General features: G+C 49.5%; 16 protein-coding genes and 1 riboswitch. Of the genes, 12 read left to right on the top strand and 4 right to left on the bottom strand.

The annotated features are described in order from the left end of the window. Positions 1 to 30: 30 nt before the first annotated feature. The 3 genes from groL to SPSPH_RS20950 all read right to left on the bottom strand — a co-directional run bounded on the left by groL (position 31) and on the right by SPSPH_RS20950 (position 4,017). Positions 31 to 1,644, bottom strand: a complete 1,614-nt coding sequence (gene groL, locus SPSPH_RS20960) for a chaperonin GroEL (protein WP_075756143.1) — start codon at positions 1,642 to 1,644, stop codon at positions 31 to 33. 19 nt (positions 1,645 to 1,663) lie between these two features. After that, positions 1,664 to 1,948 (bottom strand): co-chaperone GroES, encoded by a 285-nt coding sequence (groES, locus tag SPSPH_RS20955; protein ID WP_075756142.1) that lies wholly within the window; start codon positions 1,946 to 1,948, stop codon positions 1,664 to 1,666. A 356-nt stretch (positions 1,949 to 2,304) separates the two neighbouring features. Next, positions 2,305 to 4,017, bottom strand: coding sequence for a GGDEF domain-containing phosphodiesterase (locus tag SPSPH_RS20950; protein ID WP_075756141.1), 1,713 nt, complete (start codon positions 4,015 to 4,017; stop codon positions 2,305 to 2,307). A gap of 158 nt (positions 4,018 to 4,175) precedes the next feature. Between SPSPH_RS20950 and SPSPH_RS20945 the strand changes: the two genes are divergently transcribed. The 8 genes from SPSPH_RS20945 to SPSPH_RS20910 all read left to right on the top strand — a co-directional run bounded on the left by SPSPH_RS20945 (position 4,176) and on the right by SPSPH_RS20910 (position 12,043). Continuing rightward, entirely contained in the window at positions 4,176 to 5,015 is an 840-nt protein-coding gene (locus tag SPSPH_RS20945) for an ABC transporter ATP-binding protein (RefSeq protein ID WP_075756532.1), read from the top strand. Next, positions 5,015 to 6,436, top strand: coding sequence for a CCA tRNA nucleotidyltransferase (locus SPSPH_RS20940; RefSeq protein ID WP_075756140.1), 1,422 nt, complete (start codon positions 5,015 to 5,017; stop codon positions 6,434 to 6,436). Before SPSPH_RS20945 ends, SPSPH_RS20940 begins: the two co-directional genes overlap by 1 nt. A 78-nt stretch (positions 6,437 to 6,514) precedes the next feature. Further along, on the top strand, positions 6,515 to 6,655 hold the full coding sequence (locus SPSPH_RS20935; RefSeq protein ID WP_158027068.1) for a hypothetical protein: 141 nt from the start codon (positions 6,515 to 6,517) through the stop codon (positions 6,653 to 6,655). Positions 6,656 to 6,928: 273 nt separating this feature from the next. Continuing rightward, a complete protein-coding gene (serC, locus tag SPSPH_RS20930; protein WP_075756139.1) occupies positions 6,929 to 8,026 on the top strand; it encodes a 3-phosphoserine/phosphohydroxythreonine transaminase in 1,098 nt (365 codons plus the stop codon). Positions 8,027 to 8,104: 78 nt separating this feature from the next. After that, positions 8,105 to 8,755, top strand: coding sequence for a histidine phosphatase family protein (locus SPSPH_RS20925; protein ID WP_198930928.1), 651 nt, complete (start codon positions 8,105 to 8,107; stop codon positions 8,753 to 8,755). A gap of 296 nt (positions 8,756 to 9,051) precedes the next feature. Then, positions 9,052 to 10,134, top strand: a complete 1,083-nt coding sequence (locus SPSPH_RS20920) for a tetratricopeptide repeat protein (RefSeq protein WP_075756138.1) — start codon at positions 9,052 to 9,054, stop codon at positions 10,132 to 10,134. 10 nt (positions 10,135 to 10,144) lie between these two features. Further along, on the top strand, positions 10,145 to 11,152 hold the full coding sequence (locus SPSPH_RS20915) for an aldo/keto reductase (protein WP_075756137.1): 1,008 nt from the start codon (positions 10,145 to 10,147) through the stop codon (positions 11,150 to 11,152). A 24-nt stretch (positions 11,153 to 11,176) separates the two neighbouring features. Further along, a complete protein-coding gene (locus tag SPSPH_RS20910) occupies positions 11,177 to 12,043 on the top strand; it encodes an NAD(P)/FAD-dependent oxidoreductase (RefSeq protein ID WP_075756136.1) in 867 nt (288 codons plus the stop codon). A 104-nt stretch (positions 12,044 to 12,147) separates the two neighbouring features. On the opposite strand, the gene SPSPH_RS20905 is transcribed toward SPSPH_RS20910, so the two are convergent. Next, the gene (locus SPSPH_RS20905) at positions 12,148 to 12,816 is read right to left on the bottom strand and encodes a uracil-DNA glycosylase (RefSeq protein WP_075756135.1); all 669 of its coding nucleotides are present in this window, start codon (positions 12,814 to 12,816) and stop codon (positions 12,148 to 12,150) included. Between the two features lie 211 nt (positions 12,817 to 13,027). Here SPSPH_RS20905 and SPSPH_RS20900 point away from each other — a divergent pair, with 211 nt between their 5' ends. The 4 genes from SPSPH_RS20900 to SPSPH_RS20885 all read left to right on the top strand — a co-directional run bounded on the left by SPSPH_RS20900 (position 13,028) and on the right by SPSPH_RS20885 (position 17,991). Next, complete coding sequence (locus tag SPSPH_RS20900) at positions 13,028 to 13,612, top strand: HD-GYP domain-containing protein (protein ID WP_075756134.1); 585 nt, start codon at positions 13,028 to 13,030, stop codon at positions 13,610 to 13,612. A gap of 379 nt (positions 13,613 to 13,991) precedes the next feature. Then, positions 13,992 to 15,260, top strand: a complete 1,269-nt coding sequence (gene serS / locus SPSPH_RS20895) for a serine--tRNA ligase (RefSeq protein WP_075756133.1) — start codon at positions 13,992 to 13,994, stop codon at positions 15,258 to 15,260. 497 nt (positions 15,261 to 15,757) lie between these two features. Continuing rightward, the gene (locus SPSPH_RS20890) at positions 15,758 to 16,267 is read left to right on the top strand and encodes an FMN-binding protein (protein WP_075756132.1); all 510 of its coding nucleotides are present in this window, start codon (positions 15,758 to 15,760) and stop codon (positions 16,265 to 16,267) included. Next, positions 16,267 to 17,991 carry a methyl-accepting chemotaxis protein gene (locus SPSPH_RS20885; protein ID WP_075756131.1) on the top strand — a complete coding sequence of 575 codons (1,725 nt, stop codon included), beginning with the start codon at positions 16,267 to 16,269 and terminating at the stop codon, positions 17,989 to 17,991. Before SPSPH_RS20890 ends, SPSPH_RS20885 begins: the two co-directional genes overlap by 1 nt. 334 nt (positions 17,992 to 18,325) lie before the next feature. Further along, positions 18,326 to 18,509: riboswitch (cobalamin riboswitch) on the top strand. The last annotated feature ends 88 nt before the right edge of the window (positions 18,510 to 18,597 follow it).

Raw genomic sequence — 18,597 nt, 5'->3', positions numbered from 1 at the left:
GTGTGCACATTACCAAGGTTTATTTGCCGCCTACATCATCCCGTCCATTCCTCCACCGGGCAGCGGGGGTTCTTTTTTCGGTTTGTCAGCGACCAAGGTTTCAGTGGTAAGCACCATGGCCGCAATACTGGCTGCGTTTTGCAGGGCAGAGCGGGTTACCTTTGCCGGATCGACGATACCGGCGGCAATCATGTCAGTGTATTCTTCTGTCAGAGCATTAAAGCCAATGCCCTTGCCGGCTTTTTTGACATTTTCGACGATAACTGATCCTTCGAGGCCGGCATTGTTGGCGATTTGCCGCAGCGGTTCTTCGACGGCGCGTTTTACGATAGCTACGCCGGTTGCTTCGTCGCCGGCAGCAATGATCTTGTCGAGAACAGGAAGTACATCAATGAAGGCCGTGCCGCCGCCAGGGATAATACCTTCCTCAACCGCAGCTCGGGTGGCATTAAGCGCATCTTCAATACGAAGTTTCTTTTCCTTCAGTTCTACTTCGGTGGCAGCACCGACGCGGATGACGGCGACTCCGCCAGCCAGCCTGGCCAAACGCTCTTGCAGTTTTTCCTTGTCGTAGTCGGAGGTAGTTTCGTCGATCTGGGCTTTGAGCTGGCCAACGCGGCCTTTTATGGTATCAGCAGAACCGGAGCCGTCAACAATTGTGGTTTCTTCCTTGGCGACGCGAACCAGGCGGGCCCGGCCAAGATCGCTTAGTTCAACACTGTCCAGCTTGCGGCCAAGATCTTCGGTGATTACATTACCACCGGTTAAAATAGCGATGTCTTCCAGCATAGCTTTGCGGCGGTCGCCAAAGCCGGGGGCTTTTACGGCAACGGCCCGGAAAGTGCCGCGAAGTTTATTGACTACAAGCGTAGCGAGTGCTTCGCCCTCAACATCTTCAGCAATAATTAACAGTTCTTTACCCTGTTTAACGACTTTTTCCAATATGGGCAGCAAATCGGCGATGGCCCCAATCTTACGGTCGGTGATCAGGATGTAAGGCTCGCTGAGTACAGCTTCCATTTTGTCGGTGTCAGTAATCATGTACGGCGATATGTAGCCTCGGTCAAATTGCATGCCCTCCACGACTTCAAGGTCGGTACCCATGGTCTTGGCTTCTTCTACAGTAATAACACCGTCTTTGCCTACTTTGTCCATAGCTTCGGCAATCAACTTGCCAATTTCTTCATCGGACGCTGAAATCGAAGCCACCTGGGCAATGGCATCCTTAGTCTCCACTTTTTTGGCGCCCTGTCTAATTTCATCTACCAGTGCGGTAACCGACCGCTCAATGCCTTTTTTAATGATCATCGGGTTGGCGCCGGCAGCTACATTGCGCATACCTTCGCGGACCATGGCTTGAGCCAGCAGCGTGGCGGTAGTGGTTCCGTCACCGGCCACATCGTTAGTTTTTGTGGCAACCACTTTAACGAGTTGGGCTCCCATATTTTCAAACGGATCTTCTAAGTCAATGTCCCGGGCAATGGTCACGCCATCATTGGTAATCGTCGGCGCGCCAAATTTTTTATCCAGCACGACATTGCGCCCTTTGGGGCCTAAAGTGACTTTTACCGCGTTCGCCAGCGCATTGACGCCCCTTTCCAGTGCCCGGCGTGCTTCTTCGTCAAAAATAATTTGTTTCGCCATGTTGCTTTACCCCCTTTATTTATTCAATAATTGCCAGGACATCCCGCTCGCTGAGAATGAGGTAGTCCTGTCCATCGATTTTGATTTCAGTGCCAGCGTATTTAGAGAACATAACCTTGTCGCCTGCTTTGACGTCGAGGGATACGCGCTGGCCGTTATCCAGAAGTCTGCCGTTGCCGACAGCCACAATTCTGCCTTCCTGGGGCTTTTCTTTAGCAGTATCGGGAAGGACAATACCGCTCTTGGTCTTTTCTTCTCGTTCCAAAGCTTGGATGACTACCCTGTCGCTTAATGGTTTGATCATGGGCAAAACCCCCTTTGTGTATTTTTTTTGTTAGCACTCTCAATCGTTGAGTGCTAACAAGTATAATTATAAAAATTTGTTACTGAAAATCAAGAGCGAAATTGGGCAAAAATAGGCATTTTAGCAAGGTTTTTTTGATTAATTTCATCATTTCTTCTTCTTACAGAATGTAGCTTGAAAAATTTCCCTATTACTTGGTTGTTTTGAAAATATGCTTTTATAGTGCGGTAGTGTGCGAACATGGCCGGCTAAGTAACGTGCATTTGGCAGTATAGCAAGAAACCCCAGACTTACGGCAAATAAGTCTAGGGTTTCTTGCTATGGCTTATGATAAACTGGTATAACGGATTTTTTTGTCATATAACTACCGGCCAGGGGCCGGGCTTACCAATATAGTATCCCTGGGAAAAATCTATATTACAATTCTGAACAGCGTCAAATACCGATTCCGAATGGACAAATTCGGCAATGGTTTTAATGCCCATGTCCTGAGCGAAGGTGACTATGCTTTTGACTATTGTCTGGGAATGGGAATCTTTATCAATATTTTTAATCAGGGAAGCATCAATTTTCAGATAGTCAAAATCCAGGGAGAGGACGTAGGCAAAGTTGGAGTAGCCTGAGCCAAAATCGTCGACAGCCAGTTTGCAGCCGGCGGCTTTTAGTGTTTGCAAAAACTGGACCGCCGCAGTGTGGCCTTCAAGACGATGGTTTTCCAGCACCTCAAAAACTACTCTGTCAGCTATATTATATTTTGCCAGCTGCTCTTGAATCAAGCTGGTGGTTGGGAGGTCTTCCATATCCTCAACATCAAGGTTTATCGAGATTTCGCCAGGCAGATCATGAAAGAGGGCAAAGGATTTTTCAATAATAGCCTTGGTAATAGCCGGATATTGTCTGGTGGTTTTGGCAATGTTGATAAATTGAAACGGCGAAATAATATTGCCGTGATTATCAATAAGGCGGGCCAGCACCTCATAATGCTGGTTATGCGGGTGTCGATGGTTATAGATCGGCTGAAAATAAGGCACGATACGATCATGTTTAATCGCATCCTGCAGTAAATTGGCCCATTTGATGTTATCCTGATAGCGGGCATCAATGCCTTCCGACTCTTTAAAGAACAGATAGGGTTTCCGGTGGCTGCGAGCTTCGCGTAAGGCGATATCTGCCTTTATGACCAGCTTTTCTGGATTGTCGCTTATCGTAAAGGCTATGCCCATGGTTACCCTAAGCTGCACTTCCTGCTGGTTGTTCGTGAACTTGTTGGAAGGTATGATTCCGGTAACTTGCTTGGCCAGCTGTTCAAAACTGTCTAAAACGTCCGGGAGGTTGGCCGCCCGCCGGGCATCCAGGAAGATGGCATATTCGTCGGCATGCACCCGGTAAAGCTGGTAGGCGGATGTAGGCAGTATATCTGCCAGCAGGTGCGCCAGGTGGACCAGAATAAAATCGCCTTTGGCATAACCATAAAAATTGTTTATTTGTTCAAAATCGTCGATATTGATGAGTGCCACTACCGGTACCTGGGATTTTTCCACATCCCGCAGCAGCCGCAAACGGTTAGGCAGTTTGGTGAGTGAGTCGGTATACAGCATATGAATAAGCTGAGCTTCACGGTCTTTGAGTTCTTGCGTCCGTTCATTTACTCTTTTTTCTAAGGTTTGATTGAGGGTTATTAATTGTTGTTCCAAACGCTTGCGTTCGGTGATGTCTTTAAGATTTTTTACGATACCAATTAATTGGCCGTCGGCATTAAATAGTGGTGTGACTGTTAGAATGTAATATTTTTGTTCATTAGTACCAGCAGTCATAGTAATGTCGGTGGAGAAGCCTTTGCCTGTGATTAATAGCTGGTTCAACGGGCAATGCTTAATTTTGCAGGCAGTCTTGGGCATTACCTCGAAGCACTTTTTACCGGGTGAAGTTTCGCGTGAAATCCCTGTCATGGCGCTAAATGCGTCATTCATTCTCAGTATGGTAAACTCCCGGTCAATAACGCAAATGCCGTCAACAGTGGCGTTAAATATTTGCTCTAATTCATCAAAATTAGCTTTAAACTGAGTCACACCCGGATTTACCTCCTAAATATAGACTGATAAATGTATAATACCATTTATGATGACAGTTTCCATATAGGACTTTTGACCTATGGACAAAATAGGCAGGAGGACTTTTCAGGGAATTGTTGAAAAAATATAACATAAATGTATTAGGTGAGGTTGTTATGATTGCTATAGAGGGTTTGGTAAAAAAGTTTGGCGAGCGTACAGCAGTTGATAATTTGAATCTAACCATTGAGCAGGGAGAAACCTTCGGCTTGCTTGGCCCTAACGGTGCCGGGAAAACGACAACAATAAGAATTCTAACCATGCTTACCCGGCCGACTGCCGGTGCTGTGACCATCAACGGCTGGCGTCTGCCGCATGATGAAATCGCCATTAAGTCGGTTATCGGCGTTGTTCCCCAGCACTTTAATCTTGACAGTGATTTAACTGCCAGGGAAAATCTTGATCTGCATGGGCGGCTGCACCATCTGCCGTGCGGTGAGCGGGAAGCGCGCCGGGAAGAGTTGCTGGAGTATGTGGAGCTAAGAGACCGGGGCAACGATATGGTTAATACATTTTCCGGCGGGATGAAACGGCGGTTAATGATTGCGCGGGCGCTCTTACATAAGCCAAAAGTCCTATTTCTTGACGAGCCGACGGTAGGACTTGACCCGCAGGTCAGACGGCGGCTGTGGGACCTCATCAGGCACTTGAATGCCGATGGTTTGACCGTGTTATTGACTACCCATTATATTGAAGAAGCCCAAAATCTTTGCCGGCGGGTGGCTATTATGGAAAAGGGCCGGCTGATTGCGCTTAACAGCCCTACCGCACTTTGCGAACGACTGGGCAACTATGTTGTGGAGTGGGCCGAAAGCGAAGGCACACAATACCGTTTTTTTGCCAGCCGGACAGACGCAGCGGCGTTTGCCGGAACACTGGCAGTTAATGCGACGCTGCGGCATACCAGTCTGGAAGATGTATTTGTAGAATTAACCGGCCGCCGGGTGAGCGGCTAATGGAAACGGCCCGGAACATTATGGCGGCGCTGGCTGCTGCCGGCCATGAAGCCTATATTGTGGGCGGTGCTGTTCGCGATCTTTTGCGCGGGGTGCCGCCGGTTGATATTGATATTGCTACAAGTGCAGTGCCTGAGCGTATTGCCGGCATCGCTGAAAAACAGGGCTGGAAGGCTGTTATGGTGGGGGCGGCCTTCGGTGTGGTGGCCGTTGTTGCCGCCGGACACAGCTATGAGATAGCCACTTTCCGCAGTGAAAGGTATGGTGCCGACAGTCACCGGCCTGAGTCGGTCGAGCTGGGAGTTGGCCTGGCACAAGACCTGGCCAGACGGGATTTCACCATAAATGCTATGGCGCTGGCTGCTGACGGCAGCGTGATTGACCTATTCGGCGGGCGGGAGGATTTAGCTGCCGGGATTATCCGGGCAGTAGGCGCACCCAGAGAACGTTTTGCCGAGGATGGGCTGAGAATGTTCCGGGCTGCCCGGTTTGCCGCCAGGTTCAATTTTACGCTGGAAGCCGCTACTTTCCAGGCAATTACCGATAATCTCGAACGGGTTAGCGGCTTATCGGTCGAACGGGTTCGCAACGAACTAGAGAAAATTCTGCTGGCCGATTTTGCGGCCCAGGGTCTGGATATTCTTTTAAAAGCCGGGCTGTTGGCCGTCTGCTGCCAGATGCGGAACCAGCAGCAGGTACAGGCTGTTCCCATTCTGCCGGAGCTTTGCCACCTTGACGGGTTGCCGCAAAATCCGCGCTATCATTTGTATGATGCCTGGCGGCATACCCTGGACGTTGTCGGCCTGGCACCATGTGACCCTGTGCTGCGCTGGGCGGCGTTGTTGCATGATATTGCAAAAGGCTGGCCGGGAGTGCGGACAGTCAATGGCGAAGGTCAGCCTTCCGACCCGGGTCATGACAAGGTTGGTGCTGAAGCGGCAGCGATCATTTTGCGTCGTCTGCGGGTAGAGCGTCATACAGCTGAGCGGGTAGTATGGCTTATCCGGCATCATCTGATTTTCCCGGCAGTGGCGGAGAAGGCTGTGTTGAAATGGCTGAAACGTCTGATAGGAGGGTTTAAAAGCCAAGGTCAGTTCGAAACTGCTTTGTGGCAGTTGTTTGCCTTACATGAGGCTGATCGTCTGGGTGGGCATACACAACCGGATTGTAACGGTCTCTATGCCGTAAAGGAGATAACCCGGACTATTTTGTCAGAGATTCCTTTTTTCCCGGAGCAGCTTGCGCTTAGCGCCCGGGATATTGCGGCGAAATTGGGCAGTGGGCCTGAGGTAGGCCGGTTTCAGCAGAACCTGTTGCTAAGAATTCAGGCCGGACAATTACTGAATGAACCTGTCGCACTGACGGCGGCACTTAATGCCCGTGGGCAGCGGTTGGCCAAAAAACAGGAAGAATGTCTGTAAACGTTTTTGTCAAGAATACACTTGACTGTAGCCAGGGTATAATGTATAATCAAAACCAAGTTAAATAGCAGCAGCACGATGAGCAGGAAGTTGATTGTATACAGGCTTCAGAGAGCCGGCGGCAGGTGTGAGCCGGTGCAGGTAACAGTTGATTCCGCCTGGGAGTGGCTGATGATGAATCTGACGGGTCCGCCCGGTATAGCGGCAAAAGTTGGCTGAAAGGCAACATGGGTGGCAACGCGGGAAAATAGCTCTCGTCCCTGGTGGGGATGAGAGTTTTTTGATTTACGCAACCCATGCCGGCTGTTTTGGCTAATTGGGTGGTACCGTGGGATGCTTGTCCCGCCCCAATATCTATATGGGGCGGGACTTTCTTTTTTGTCCTGGGACTAACCCTGCTCTAGGACGCCGGTTTTGCTGCCGGCGGCGTGCAAAGGTGAGCGGCTAAGTCCCCGGGCTTGGGGCGACTAATCTTATTATGAGGTGATGTAAATGGAAAAGAATGTAACAAGAGCACACAACTTCAATGCCGGACCGGGGGCTCTGCCGCTGACTGCACTGGAGCAGGCCCAAGCGGAGCTGCTGAATTTTAACGGTACAGGGATGTCCATTATGGAGCACAGTCACCGGGGCAAAGATTATGATGCCGTACACAATCAGGCCATTGCCCTGGTAAAAGAACTGTTGTCCGTACCTGAAGGGTATGAGGTGCTGTTCCTGCAAGGCGGTGCCAGCCTTCAGTTTGCCATGGTGCCGATGAACTTTTTACCGGCAGGTAAACAGGCCGGCTATGTTATGACCGGTGTCTGGTCGGAAAAAGCGTATGAGGAAGCCGGGAAACTGGGCAAGGCATTTATCGCTGCCTCTGCCAAGGAAGGCAACTATTGCCGGATACCGGCCTTTGATGAGATAACCTATGATGCTGCCAGCGCGTACTTGCATATTACTTCCAATAACACCATCTATGGCACAGAGTGGCAGGCTTTTCCCGATAGCAAAGGCGTGCCCTTGATTGCCGATATGTCCAGTGATATTTTGTCCAGGCCGATTGATGTAAGTAAATTTGCGCTGATTTATGCCGGTGCCCAAAAAAATCTTGGCCCGTCCGGCGTAACGGTGGTTATTATTCGCCGTGATTTGCTGGAACAGGCCAACCAAAACCTGCCGACAATGCTTAAGTACGGGACATATGCCAAAGACAATTCCATGTATAATACGCCGCCAACCTTCAGTATTTATATGGTAAAGCTCATGCTGGAATGGGTGAAAGCCCAGGGCGGCGCGGTGGCCATGGAGAAACGCAACCGGCAAAAAGCGGCGCTGCTTTACGATATCATTGATGCCAGCAATGGTTTTTACCAGGGGCATGCCCGGCCTGATGCCAGATCGTTAATGAATGTGACCTTCAGGCTGCCTAACCAGGAATTGGAGAAAAAATTTCTTGAGCAAGCCAAACAGGCAGGCTTTGTCGGCCTGAACGGTCATCGCTTAGTTGGCGGCTGCCGTGCGTCGATCTACAATGCCGTGCCTTATGAGTCCTGCCAGGCGCTGGGAGATCTGATGCTGGCTTTCCAAAAGAAAAATGGTTAAAGTCCAATCTTGATTATGGTAAAATTAAATGAGTAGCCGATACCTAATATTATTCAACTACAGTCTTAAGGAGGAAATATGGCAATTACCCGGTTTATTTTAGTTCGGCATGGTGAGACCACCTGGAATAAAGAAGGACGTTATCAGGGGCAGATTGATACACCGCTTACCGTCTTTGGGCGGGAACAGGGCGAGTTGGCCGCCAAGGCCCTTAAGGATGTCCCTATCGATGTTTGTTATGCCAGCCCTCTTAGCCGGGCGGTGGATACCGCGAAGATGTGTGTGGCAGCCCATGGCTTGAATGTCAATACCGATAAGCGCTTGCTGGAAATTAACCATGGCGAGTGGGAAGGGCTGCTGAGTGATGAGGTGGGCAAAACCTATCCTGAATTGCTGGAGAAGTGGAAAACCACGGTAGTGGGCGTTACTATGCCGGGGCCGGGCGGGGAAGATATTACCGCTGTCAGGGACCGTTCCATGGAGGTTTTTCGTGAGTTGGCGGCAAAACATCAGGGACAGACGGTGCTGGTGGTAGCCCATGACGCGGTTAACAAGGCTGTCTTATGCGATATCCTGGATATTGATTTGTCGCATTTCTGGCAGCTCAAGCAGGACAATACCTGTATTAATGTATTTGAGTACCAGGATGGCAAGTGGCGGTTAGTGCTGATGAACTCAACCACTCACTTAGGTTTTCTGTACAGCGGTATCGAGCAAAAAGGGTTGTAATTTTTGCCCCGGGCGGGATTGCCACATATTGTTGCCTTCGCAATGACCTATCGGTTCTGGTCAGCGCGGGAGTGGCGGCGACAAGGCAGTCTCGCCTCTTTGTTTTTTACAGGTAAACAAAACCAGTGCGTTTTTGTAGTGCCGGATGATAAATTTGGAAATAATAGCAGGTATTAGACGGAAAGTCGCGAAATAGGGTAGTAGTTAATAACGATTACTCGTGGTTTGCCTGCGCTTTCCGTGCAGTCGGACCACGAGAACCATGCTTCGTTAAATTCGGTGAGGGAGTTGTTACTATGGATAAAGATAAGGTTTGCAATGAGGCGGCTTGCTCTCAGGAATGTGACTGCGGTTGCTCCGGGTGCGGCAGTGCGGGTACCAATATGGAAAGTCAGTTCAGTAAAGAGATGCGGGACCTTTATGAATCCGGTCAGACAGCAGACATGCTCACCGCATGTGATAAGGCTTTGAATGAGAACCCGGAAAATAGTGATGCTTATTTCTGGCGTGGCGTAGTAGCCGCCGTGGCCGGCAATTTTGAGCAAGCGCTGACAGACTATACGAGTGCTATTGAGCGTAATGAAAAACAGGCTGCTTACTATTCCTACCGTGGCAGTGCCTATGCCATGCTGGATGATATCAAAAATGCCGTACTGGATTATTCCAAAGCCATCCTGTATAACCCGGGAGACTGGGTTAACTATGCCAACCGGGGCGTAATCTATCTGAACAATGCCGCTTATGAACATGCCATTGATGATTTAAGCAAAGCTATCGAGTTAGAACCTGAAGATATGGGGGCATATTTACACCGGGGCGATGCTTTTACCGCCCGTAACCTGTATTCGGTGGCCATTGCCGACTATAATAAGGTACTTGAGCGTTTTCCGGAGGAAAGCGCTGCACTGATGAAACGCGGGCAGGCTTATTTTGAATTAGGCATGAACGAGGAGTCGCTGGCCGATTATAATAAGGTGGTTGAGCTTGAGCCTGATAACATCCAGGCGATTGCCATTCGGGCGTCCATCTATTTGGGGCAGGGAAAATTTGATGAAGCCGTTGCCGACTTTACTAAGGCTATTGAACTTGACCCCGGTGATGCCAGACCTTACTTCTTCCGTGGCATGGCCTATGCAGCCCGGAAATCCTATGATGAAGCCATTGCTGATTTCACCCGTGCGATTGAGCTTGATTCCACCAACGCCCTGGCCTATCACAACAAGGCGCTTTGCTGCGAAATCCTGGAGCGTACCGGTGAAGCGATTGCCACCTATAAAGAATTTTTAAGCAAGGCCGACCCTGAATCGCCGGAAGCTAAACATGCCCTTGAGCGTTTAGCGGTGCTGGTTCCGGGGGAAGGTGAAACTAAACTACAGTAGGAGGACAAATATGGAGAAGAGACGGTTAGGCCGCACCGGCCTTATGGTAACACCAATCAGCTTTGGCGCACTGCCCATGCAGCGCTGCACCATGCCGGAAGCAGGCGAAGTGCTTAAAGCTGCCTTGGATGCCGGCATAAATTTCATTGATACAGCCAGAGCATACACCGACAGTGAAGAGAAGATCGGCAGATATATAGCTGACCGTCGCAGTGAATATTATCTGGCAACCAAGAGTATGGCCAGAACCAAAGCGGCTATGCTCCAGGATATAGATATCAGCTTAGCCAATCTGCAGGCAGATTATATTGATATTTATCAGCTGCACAATGTTAAGACCGAGCAGGACTGGGAAACCATTATGGCTCCGGACGGAGCGCTGGAGGCCCTTAAAGAGGCGCAGCAGGCCGGCAAAATCCGGCATATTGGGATAACCGGCCATAACCTGGATATGTTGATAAAGGCGGTAAAAACCGGGGAATTCAGCACCATTCAGGTGCCGTTTAATTGTGTGGAACAAAAAGCTATGGACGAGCTGTTTCCGCTCGCCAGAGCACAGGATATTGGCATTATTGTCATGAAGCCCCTGGGCGGCGGCTTGATTCCCTATGTGGATTTAGCGCTGCGGTTTATTTTACAGCAAGAAGGCTTGGTGGCCATTCCCGGTATGGATAAGATCGAGCATGTGACGGAGAATTTGGCTCCGACACACGACTTTAAACCGCTTAATGACGAGGAAGCGGCTAAACTGGCTGCCGAGGCCGAGGCGCTTGGTGCTAACTTCTGCCGCCGCTGCGGGTACTGTATGCCTTGTGTTGCCGGAATTGATATTCCGCAGATGTTTATTTTCTACTTACAATACACAAGATATGGTTTAACGGAAGCTATTCCGGGACGCTATAAAGGCATGAAGGTAAAAGCTTCCGCCTGTGTCGAGTGTGGTGAGTGCGAGGCACGGTGTCCATACAATTTGCCTATTCGTGAGCGCATGAAACAGGTAGCCGCAGACCTCGGGTAGGATATAAGGCAAGGAGGAATACACATGGGCGAAGCTGCGAATTTTGACATTGCCGTTATCGGCGGCGGCCCGGCAGGGTTGTCGGCGGCGCTGACAGGGCGTATTCGTAATAAAAATATTGGATTGTTTGAGCATCTCGATTTTAGCCAGAAGCTGCAAAAAGCCCATCTGGTAGATAATTACCTGGGTTTGCCGGAGGTTACCGGTAAAGGCATGATGCAACACTTTTCCGCACATGCGCTGGCCCATGGCCCGCAGCTTATTAAGGAAAAAGTAATTACCGTGTTTCCCGGAGATAACATGTTTACCCTGCTTACGCCGGGTAACACGTATGAAGCTAAGGCTGTCATTTTTGCTACCGGTGTGGTAAGCACACTGTTGTTTGCCGGCGAACGCGAGCTGCTTGGCCGGGGAGTCAGCTATTGTGCCACCTGTGACGGGCGCATGTTTCAGGGGCGGGATGTCGCGGTCATCTCCTATACCGAAGAAGGTGAGAATGAAACAGCTTTCTTAGGCGAGCTGTGCCGCAATGTGTATTATCTGCCCCAGTATAAGGGCGATTTCGGTGAGCTGCGTGCACCCATTACCGTAGTATCCGGCAGGCCCAAGGCTATTGTCGGCGACGGGCAGGTGGAAAAACTGGTCACCGACAAGGAAGAGCTCAAGGTGCATGGCGTATTTATCCTGCGTCATTCCGACCCTGTTGAAAATTTGCTGCCAGGCCTGGAATTGGATGGCGAGGTTATCAAGGTAAACAGGGATATGTCAACCAATATTCCCGGTGTGTTTGCCGCCGGTGATTGTACAGGGAAACCGTGGCAGATAGCCAAGGCGACCGGCGAAGGGCTTGTCGCTGTGCTGAGTGCCATTACGCATATTGACAAAAAGTAAAATAAAAGCAAGATTGCCTGGCCTGTTCGTCAGCGGCCGGTGAAGCAATCTTGCTTTCTTTTTTTAACAAACAGTAATAAAAAACGGTACTCAGTCAGTGACTGTTACCGTTTGGCGGCTTGGCGCTGTTCGCGCCGCTGGCTGTAGAGTGCCAGTAAATCTGGCGGCTCAGCGGACTTGAAAATATATTCAGGCGCCAGCTCCTGACATTTTTCTACGGCTGCTTTCAGATCGTAATACACTTCCCATTTAGCTTTTACCAGGTCCTTGCCGACAAGGCGGAGCAGATAGGCCGGATGGTAGGTGGCAATGGCCGGAATACCGTATTTGGTAGTAAACCACTGACCGCGGTCTTTGGTGATCCGGGCCGTTGGCGAGAGCAGATACTTTAACGCCACACTGCCTAAAGCAATAATAACCTTTGGCTGAACAAAGGTCAGTTCCTGGTCCAGCCAGGCTGTGGCACAAAATTCCCCTTCCTCTATGGTGGGGGTACGGTTATTCTTCGGACGGCATTTAATTACATTTGTAGTGTATATGCGGTCTCTGGTAATGGCGACACTGGCCAGCGCTTTGTCCAGCAGCTGACCTGACGGACCGACCAAAGGCACGCCATATTCATCCTCGACGCCGCCGGGTCCTTCACCGACAATTGCCAACGGGCTTAGCGGCGAGCCGTTATAGGATGTCGGGCCAATGGCGCTCTGACGAAGCGGGCAGGCGGCGCAGGTTAGGAGCGATTGTTCCAGTTGTTCATGGGTAGAGTATGTCATGGTCTCACCTCACTACATATATTCGCTTAATAATTGAAAAAATCCTTTTGACGCAACACAAATTCCCGTTCCGGCAGTCTGTTGCAATGCTGTACTTGTCAGATTTTTATAAAAAATATAGAATAGTGTAATAAATTTCCTTGACGGTTGCTGGCGCCGCAACTTAGAATATATAGTGGTAGAGCCATACGCCAAGAGGGGAATTTAAACTATGACTGTAACTCAGGCCGTTTGCCGGCTGATTGGCAAGCGGGACCGTTATACCGTTGAACACAGCAAAAATGTAGCCCGGCTAATGTCTGCTTTTGCCAAATATGCTGAACTGTCAACAGAGGATATCACCTTGGCCTATATTGCCGGTGCTGTTCACGATGTGGGCAAAATCAGTGTGCCTGATTATATTTTAAATAAGCCGGGGCGTTTGACTGAGGAAGAATTTGCCGAGATAAAAAATCATCCGATTGTTGGCGCCAATATTCTGGCTAAAGTGCCCGGTTTGGAGAAGGTAGCGGAAATCGTGCGTTATCACCATGAATGGTATAATGGCAGCGGCTACGGTGCCGGGCTGTCCGGGGAGGAAATCCCTTTTATCAGCCGGATGCTAGCCGTGTGCGACAGCTTTGATGCTATGACCACCATTCGTTGCTACCGGCAGCAGCCGTTAAGCAATCATAAGGCTTTGGCGGAAATTATCAACTGTGCCGGCACACAGTTTGATCCGGTAATATCCCGTTGTTTTGTGGATTTTATTGAGTGCTGCCAGGATTATCATAACCGCTTTACGTTTAACCCTTAGTACCTGGGCTGCCAGTACTTTACAATTTACCTTGAATAAGGTATAATTTTATATTGCATAATATATTGTATATCTATAGCGTTTAGATGCAATGACAGGGCCGCGCATAATTCAGGGTTTTCAGAGAGCCGGTGGCAGGTGTGAGCCGGTAACACAATTATGTAATCCACCCTATGAGCATGCGGTGATGAGCCGCACGGTTCCACGCCCGTTATGCGTGCCGAGCGGACTGGCAAGCAGTCAATCAGGGTGGCAACGCGGGAGAAAAATACAGCTCTCGTCCCTATATTTGTGGGACGAGGTTTTTTTATGTGACAGACCTACTGAATTCTCTCAGGTGGAGAAGCTGCTATTGATTATATAAGGGAGGAATACATACATGCTAGACATTAAATTTTTACGGGACAACCCTGAGAAAGTAGAACAAGCGCTGCAGAACCGGGGTGCCGCCATGAGCTTGGACGAGTTTCTTGGCCGCGAGAAAGAGCGCCGGGAACTGTTAGCTGAAGTTGAGGTACTCAAAAACAAGCGGAATACGGTTTCTCAGGAAATCAGCAAGAAGAAAAAGGCCGGCGAAAATGCCGATGACATGATTGTTGAAATGCGGGAAGTGGGCGACCGCATTGGTGTTATTGACGCCCGGGTGAAAGAGACTGAAGCTGCGCTGGCGGCTATTCTTATGAATATACCCAATGTGCCTCACCAATCGGTTCCTGTGGGCAAAGACGAGCAGGATAATCCGGAAGTACGCCGCTGGGGGACGCCGCGCGAGTTTGCCTTTGAACCCAAACCACACTGGGAAATCGGCGAAAAGCTGGGTATTCTCGATTTTGAACGGGGTGGCAAAGTAACCGGGGCCAGATTCACCTTTTATAAAGGACTGGGCTCCCGGCTGGAGCGTTCGCTCATCAACTTTATGCTTGACCTGCACACGAAAGAGCATGGTTATACAGAATTTTTCCCGCCGTTTATCGTCAATGAAGCCAGTATGATTGGCACAGGTCAATTGCCTAAGTTTGCTCAGGATATGTTCAAACTGGAAGGGCTTGACTATTATCTCATTCCCACTGCCGAAGTGCCTATTACCAACCTGCATCGCCAGGAAATCCTGGATGCCAAAGAACTGCCGCTTAACTATACTGCCTACAGCGCCTGTTTCCGGGCTGAGGCCGGTGCTGCCGGGCGGGATACCCGCGGCCTTATCCGTCAGCATCAGTTTAACAAAGTAGAAATGGTTAAATTCTGTCTGCCGGAAGAGTCTTATAACGAGCTGGAAAAGCTGACTCTTAATGCTGAAAAGGTGCTGCAACTGTTGGGGCTGCCGCACCGGACAATTCTGTTATGCACCGGTGATATGGGCTTTTGCTCGGCTAAAACCTATGATCTGGAAGTATGGCTGCCCAGCTTCAATACCTATCGCGAAATTTCATCCTGTTCCAATTTTGAAGACTTCCAGGCCCGGCGTGCCGAAATCAAGTTCCGCCGCGAGCCCAAGGCCAAGCCGGAGTTCGTGCATACCCTGAACGGCTCCGGGGTAGCCATCGGCCGGACCGTGGCTGCTATTTTAGAGAACTATCAGCAGGAAGACGGTTCAGTAATGATCCCTGAACTGCTGCGTCCCTATATGGGTGTTGATGTAATCAAGTAAGATTACTATTTAATCATTTCTCAGGTACCATGGACAGAGACAAAGGGAATTATTCCGCTTTGTCTCTGTTTTTTTTATTTTCTTTATTTCCGGAACAGGGCGGTTGACGAGACAATTGCGGAAATCGCTGGCAGCATGGCAGCAAAGTTTTAGTGCTGGGCCGCATGAGTAAGCAACTGCCGAGATTGAGTTAAATGGCAAAAAAATGACAAAATACCAGTAGACAGGAAAATGTTTTTTGGCGTATAATGTATTTATAAATAATTATCATTTATTAATTATTAAGCTTAATTATCCATTTGGGATAAAAAATATGACCGCCAGTCCGCCATTCTGGTAAGGAGTGGATTTGGCGCTTTTTTTTATTTGCTTACTGAAAGGCTTTTGGTTTGGGACAGGTTGGTGTGATAGTAAGCTTTCTGTCTGTTCAGCTGTCCCGTTGGTAGTATCATGGCTGTCCTATTGACATGGCAGGCCTCTAAAATAGGAGGGATTGAGTGAAACCGTATGCTTTATTATTCATTGTTTGTGTGTTGACCGGAGGGCTTTTTGTTTTTTTCGCAGGTGATGATGTTCAGCAGCAAGCTCCGGAAGCTGTCTCAAAGCTGAAACCCGGAACTTACAAAGTAGAGTATGATCAGCCGGATTTTAGAGGCTGGAAGGCTTTTTTCGTTATGGAAGTCAATGCAACGGGAGAAATGGAAGAGATTACCTTTGACTATATCAATTCGTCGGGGGGCTTGAAGACACAGGATGTGGAATATAATAAGCGGATGAGAAGCAAGAGTGGTGTTGGTCCCAGCGATTACTGCCCGCGATTCGTAAAAAATCTGCGGGTGTACCAAAATCCTGATGAGGTGGATGGTATTACCGGAGCAACCCATTCCTCTCATGATTTTAAGGATTTTGCCCAGGCAGCTTTCAAAAATGCTCAAATTGGCAATCAATCCACTATTTACATACCTCAACCGGAATTAGTTGCCCCCGATGCTAAGGAGAAGAAGTAATGCGCGATTTATTTACAAATTTGAAAGTAAGCACCAAGTTATTGCTAAGTTTCGGGTTAGTGGCAGTCGTGTCGTTACTGGTAGGGATTGTCGGTATCTTCAACATCAACCGTTTGCAGGATATGGATAACGAGCTTTACCGGTACCAGACCCTCCCGCTGCTGGAACTGCGGGTGATCAACGGGGCTTTTGAGCAGAACCGGGCGTATATGCGGGATATTATTTTGGAAAACGATCCGAAAAAAGTGGAAACAGCCATCCGGGCTATGGAGGAGAATAGCAAAAAAATTGATAGTTCCCTGCAGGTCTTTTCGCAAAGCCTGCTGACCCAGGCCGAGAAAAAGGAGTTTGAATATTTTTCTAATGTGTTAGAGAATTTTGGCTACCACCGGGATCAGATTGTGGAGCTTTGCAAAACAGGCAATAAAGAATTCGCGCGTACTGTGCTGATGAATGACGGCCCCAAGCTGTCTGCTAATTTTTCCAGGGCTATTGACAAATTATCACAAATGAAGGCGGACAGCGGCAGGCAAACCGCGGAGCTGAATGCAAGCCGGTCACAGGCGGCCATTGGGGTAACCGGCTTTTTGATCGTGCTGGCAGGTGTGCTGGCGATCGGGCTTGGTATTGGTATCTCGCGGATAATCAGTGTGCCGCTGGTAGCGGTAGCGGCGGCAGCCAATAAAATTTCCCAGGGGGATCTTACCGGCAATATTCCCGCTCGCTACACTGTGGCCAAGGACGAGATTGGCCAGCTTGGTATGTCCTTCAGCGTAATGGCGGCCAATTTGAAAAGCCTGGTGACTCAGGTTGGCCAGTCTTCCGGTCAGGTTGCCGCATCGTCGGAAGAGCTTACTGCCAGCATTGACCGATCCGCTCAGGCGTCTGAGCAAATTGCCGGAACAGTAGCCGGGATAGCTCAGGGGGCGGAGCAGCAAATGCAAGCCCTGATGGATACGGTGGCAGTGGTTGAACAAATGTCGGCCGGAGTGGACAAGATTGCGGTTAATACTGCCACCGCCACTGCTACTGCCGACAGGGCGTCAAGCTCGGCCGAGGACGGCAGTCAGGCAATTTCACTGGTCATCAGCAAAATGAATGATATCAAGCAGAGTGTGGACAATTCCGCCGCTGTTGTTGCCGAACTGGGGGCCAGGTCCAAAGAAATTGGCCAAATTGTATCCACCATTGACGGGATTGCCGCACAAACCAACTTGTTGGCGTTGAATGCCGCGATCGAAGCGGCCAGGGCCGGTGAGCAGGGAAGAGGATTTGCCGTTGTTGCGGAGGAAGTCCGGAAGCTGGCTGAGCAATCCCAGGCAGCCACTAAACAAATTGAGAACCTGATCAGTAGTATTCAGCAGGATACCGGTCATGCCGTTATTGCGATGAGCCAGGGGACACAGGAAGTAAATGCCGGCGCGGAAGTAGTCGGTGCTGCCGGCGATCATTTCAGGGAAATCGCAGCGTTTGTCGTGGAACTGTCCGGACAAATCAAAGAAATTGCAGCGGCAGTCGGTCAAATAGCTGCAAGCAGCCGGCAAATTGCCGGGTCGGTAAGCGCAACAGAAGCAATCAGCCGGGATACCTCGGCTGTGACGCAAACGGTTTCGGCTGCCACGGAGGAACAGTCGGCGACTATGACGGAAATGGCAGTTTCCAGTGAGAAATTGGCCAAACTGGCAGAGCAGTTGCAACAGGTGTTACAACAATTTAGGCTGTAATTTTTTAGCATCATGGAGCGACCATGATGCTAAAAAAATTACTTCATTAAATTACCTCACAACAGGCAAGGGAGTTGTCTGGGTGTTCTACAATTCAATGTTCACCATGGCACCAGGTGCCTGCTGCACCTTTGCCAGCAGCTACTGCCACTCTTCCAAAGTCAAATCCACTTGGCCGGACTCAATAACATCGGCCGGGACCCGGAAGTTTACGGTGTTGCCGTAGCTGCAAGTTATTTTATATATGTAATGGCTATTTGGTTATTTGCCATGCTTTGAGACCGGGGCAGACATAATCTGCTTGACTTTTTGCACTTTTAATCATACAATTTAAATAACTTAATATGGAACAGGTGCCCGATTGGGCTTAATAGGGAAGCCGGTTGAAATCCGGCACGGTCCCGCCGCTGTGAAGGGGAGCTGCCTGCAACAAGCCACTGAAATAGCTTGCTATTTTGGGAAGGCGCAGTTTGGCTATGAACCTGAGTCAGAAGATCTGCCTGTTTGACAATCACCGGTTTTCACCCACGAGCGATGGGGAGGGGATTTGCGCGTTAGTCTGGGCAATTTCTCTGTCAACCCTTTAGAGGTGACAGAGATTTATTT

Source organism: Sporomusa sphaeroides DSM 2875 (assembly GCF_001941975.2).
Lineage (GTDB): Bacteria > Bacillota > Negativicutes > Sporomusales > Sporomusaceae > Sporomusa > Sporomusa sphaeroides.
The sequence above is the reverse complement of the archived record's forward strand: the minus strand, read 5'-3'. Positions and strand labels throughout refer to the sequence as shown.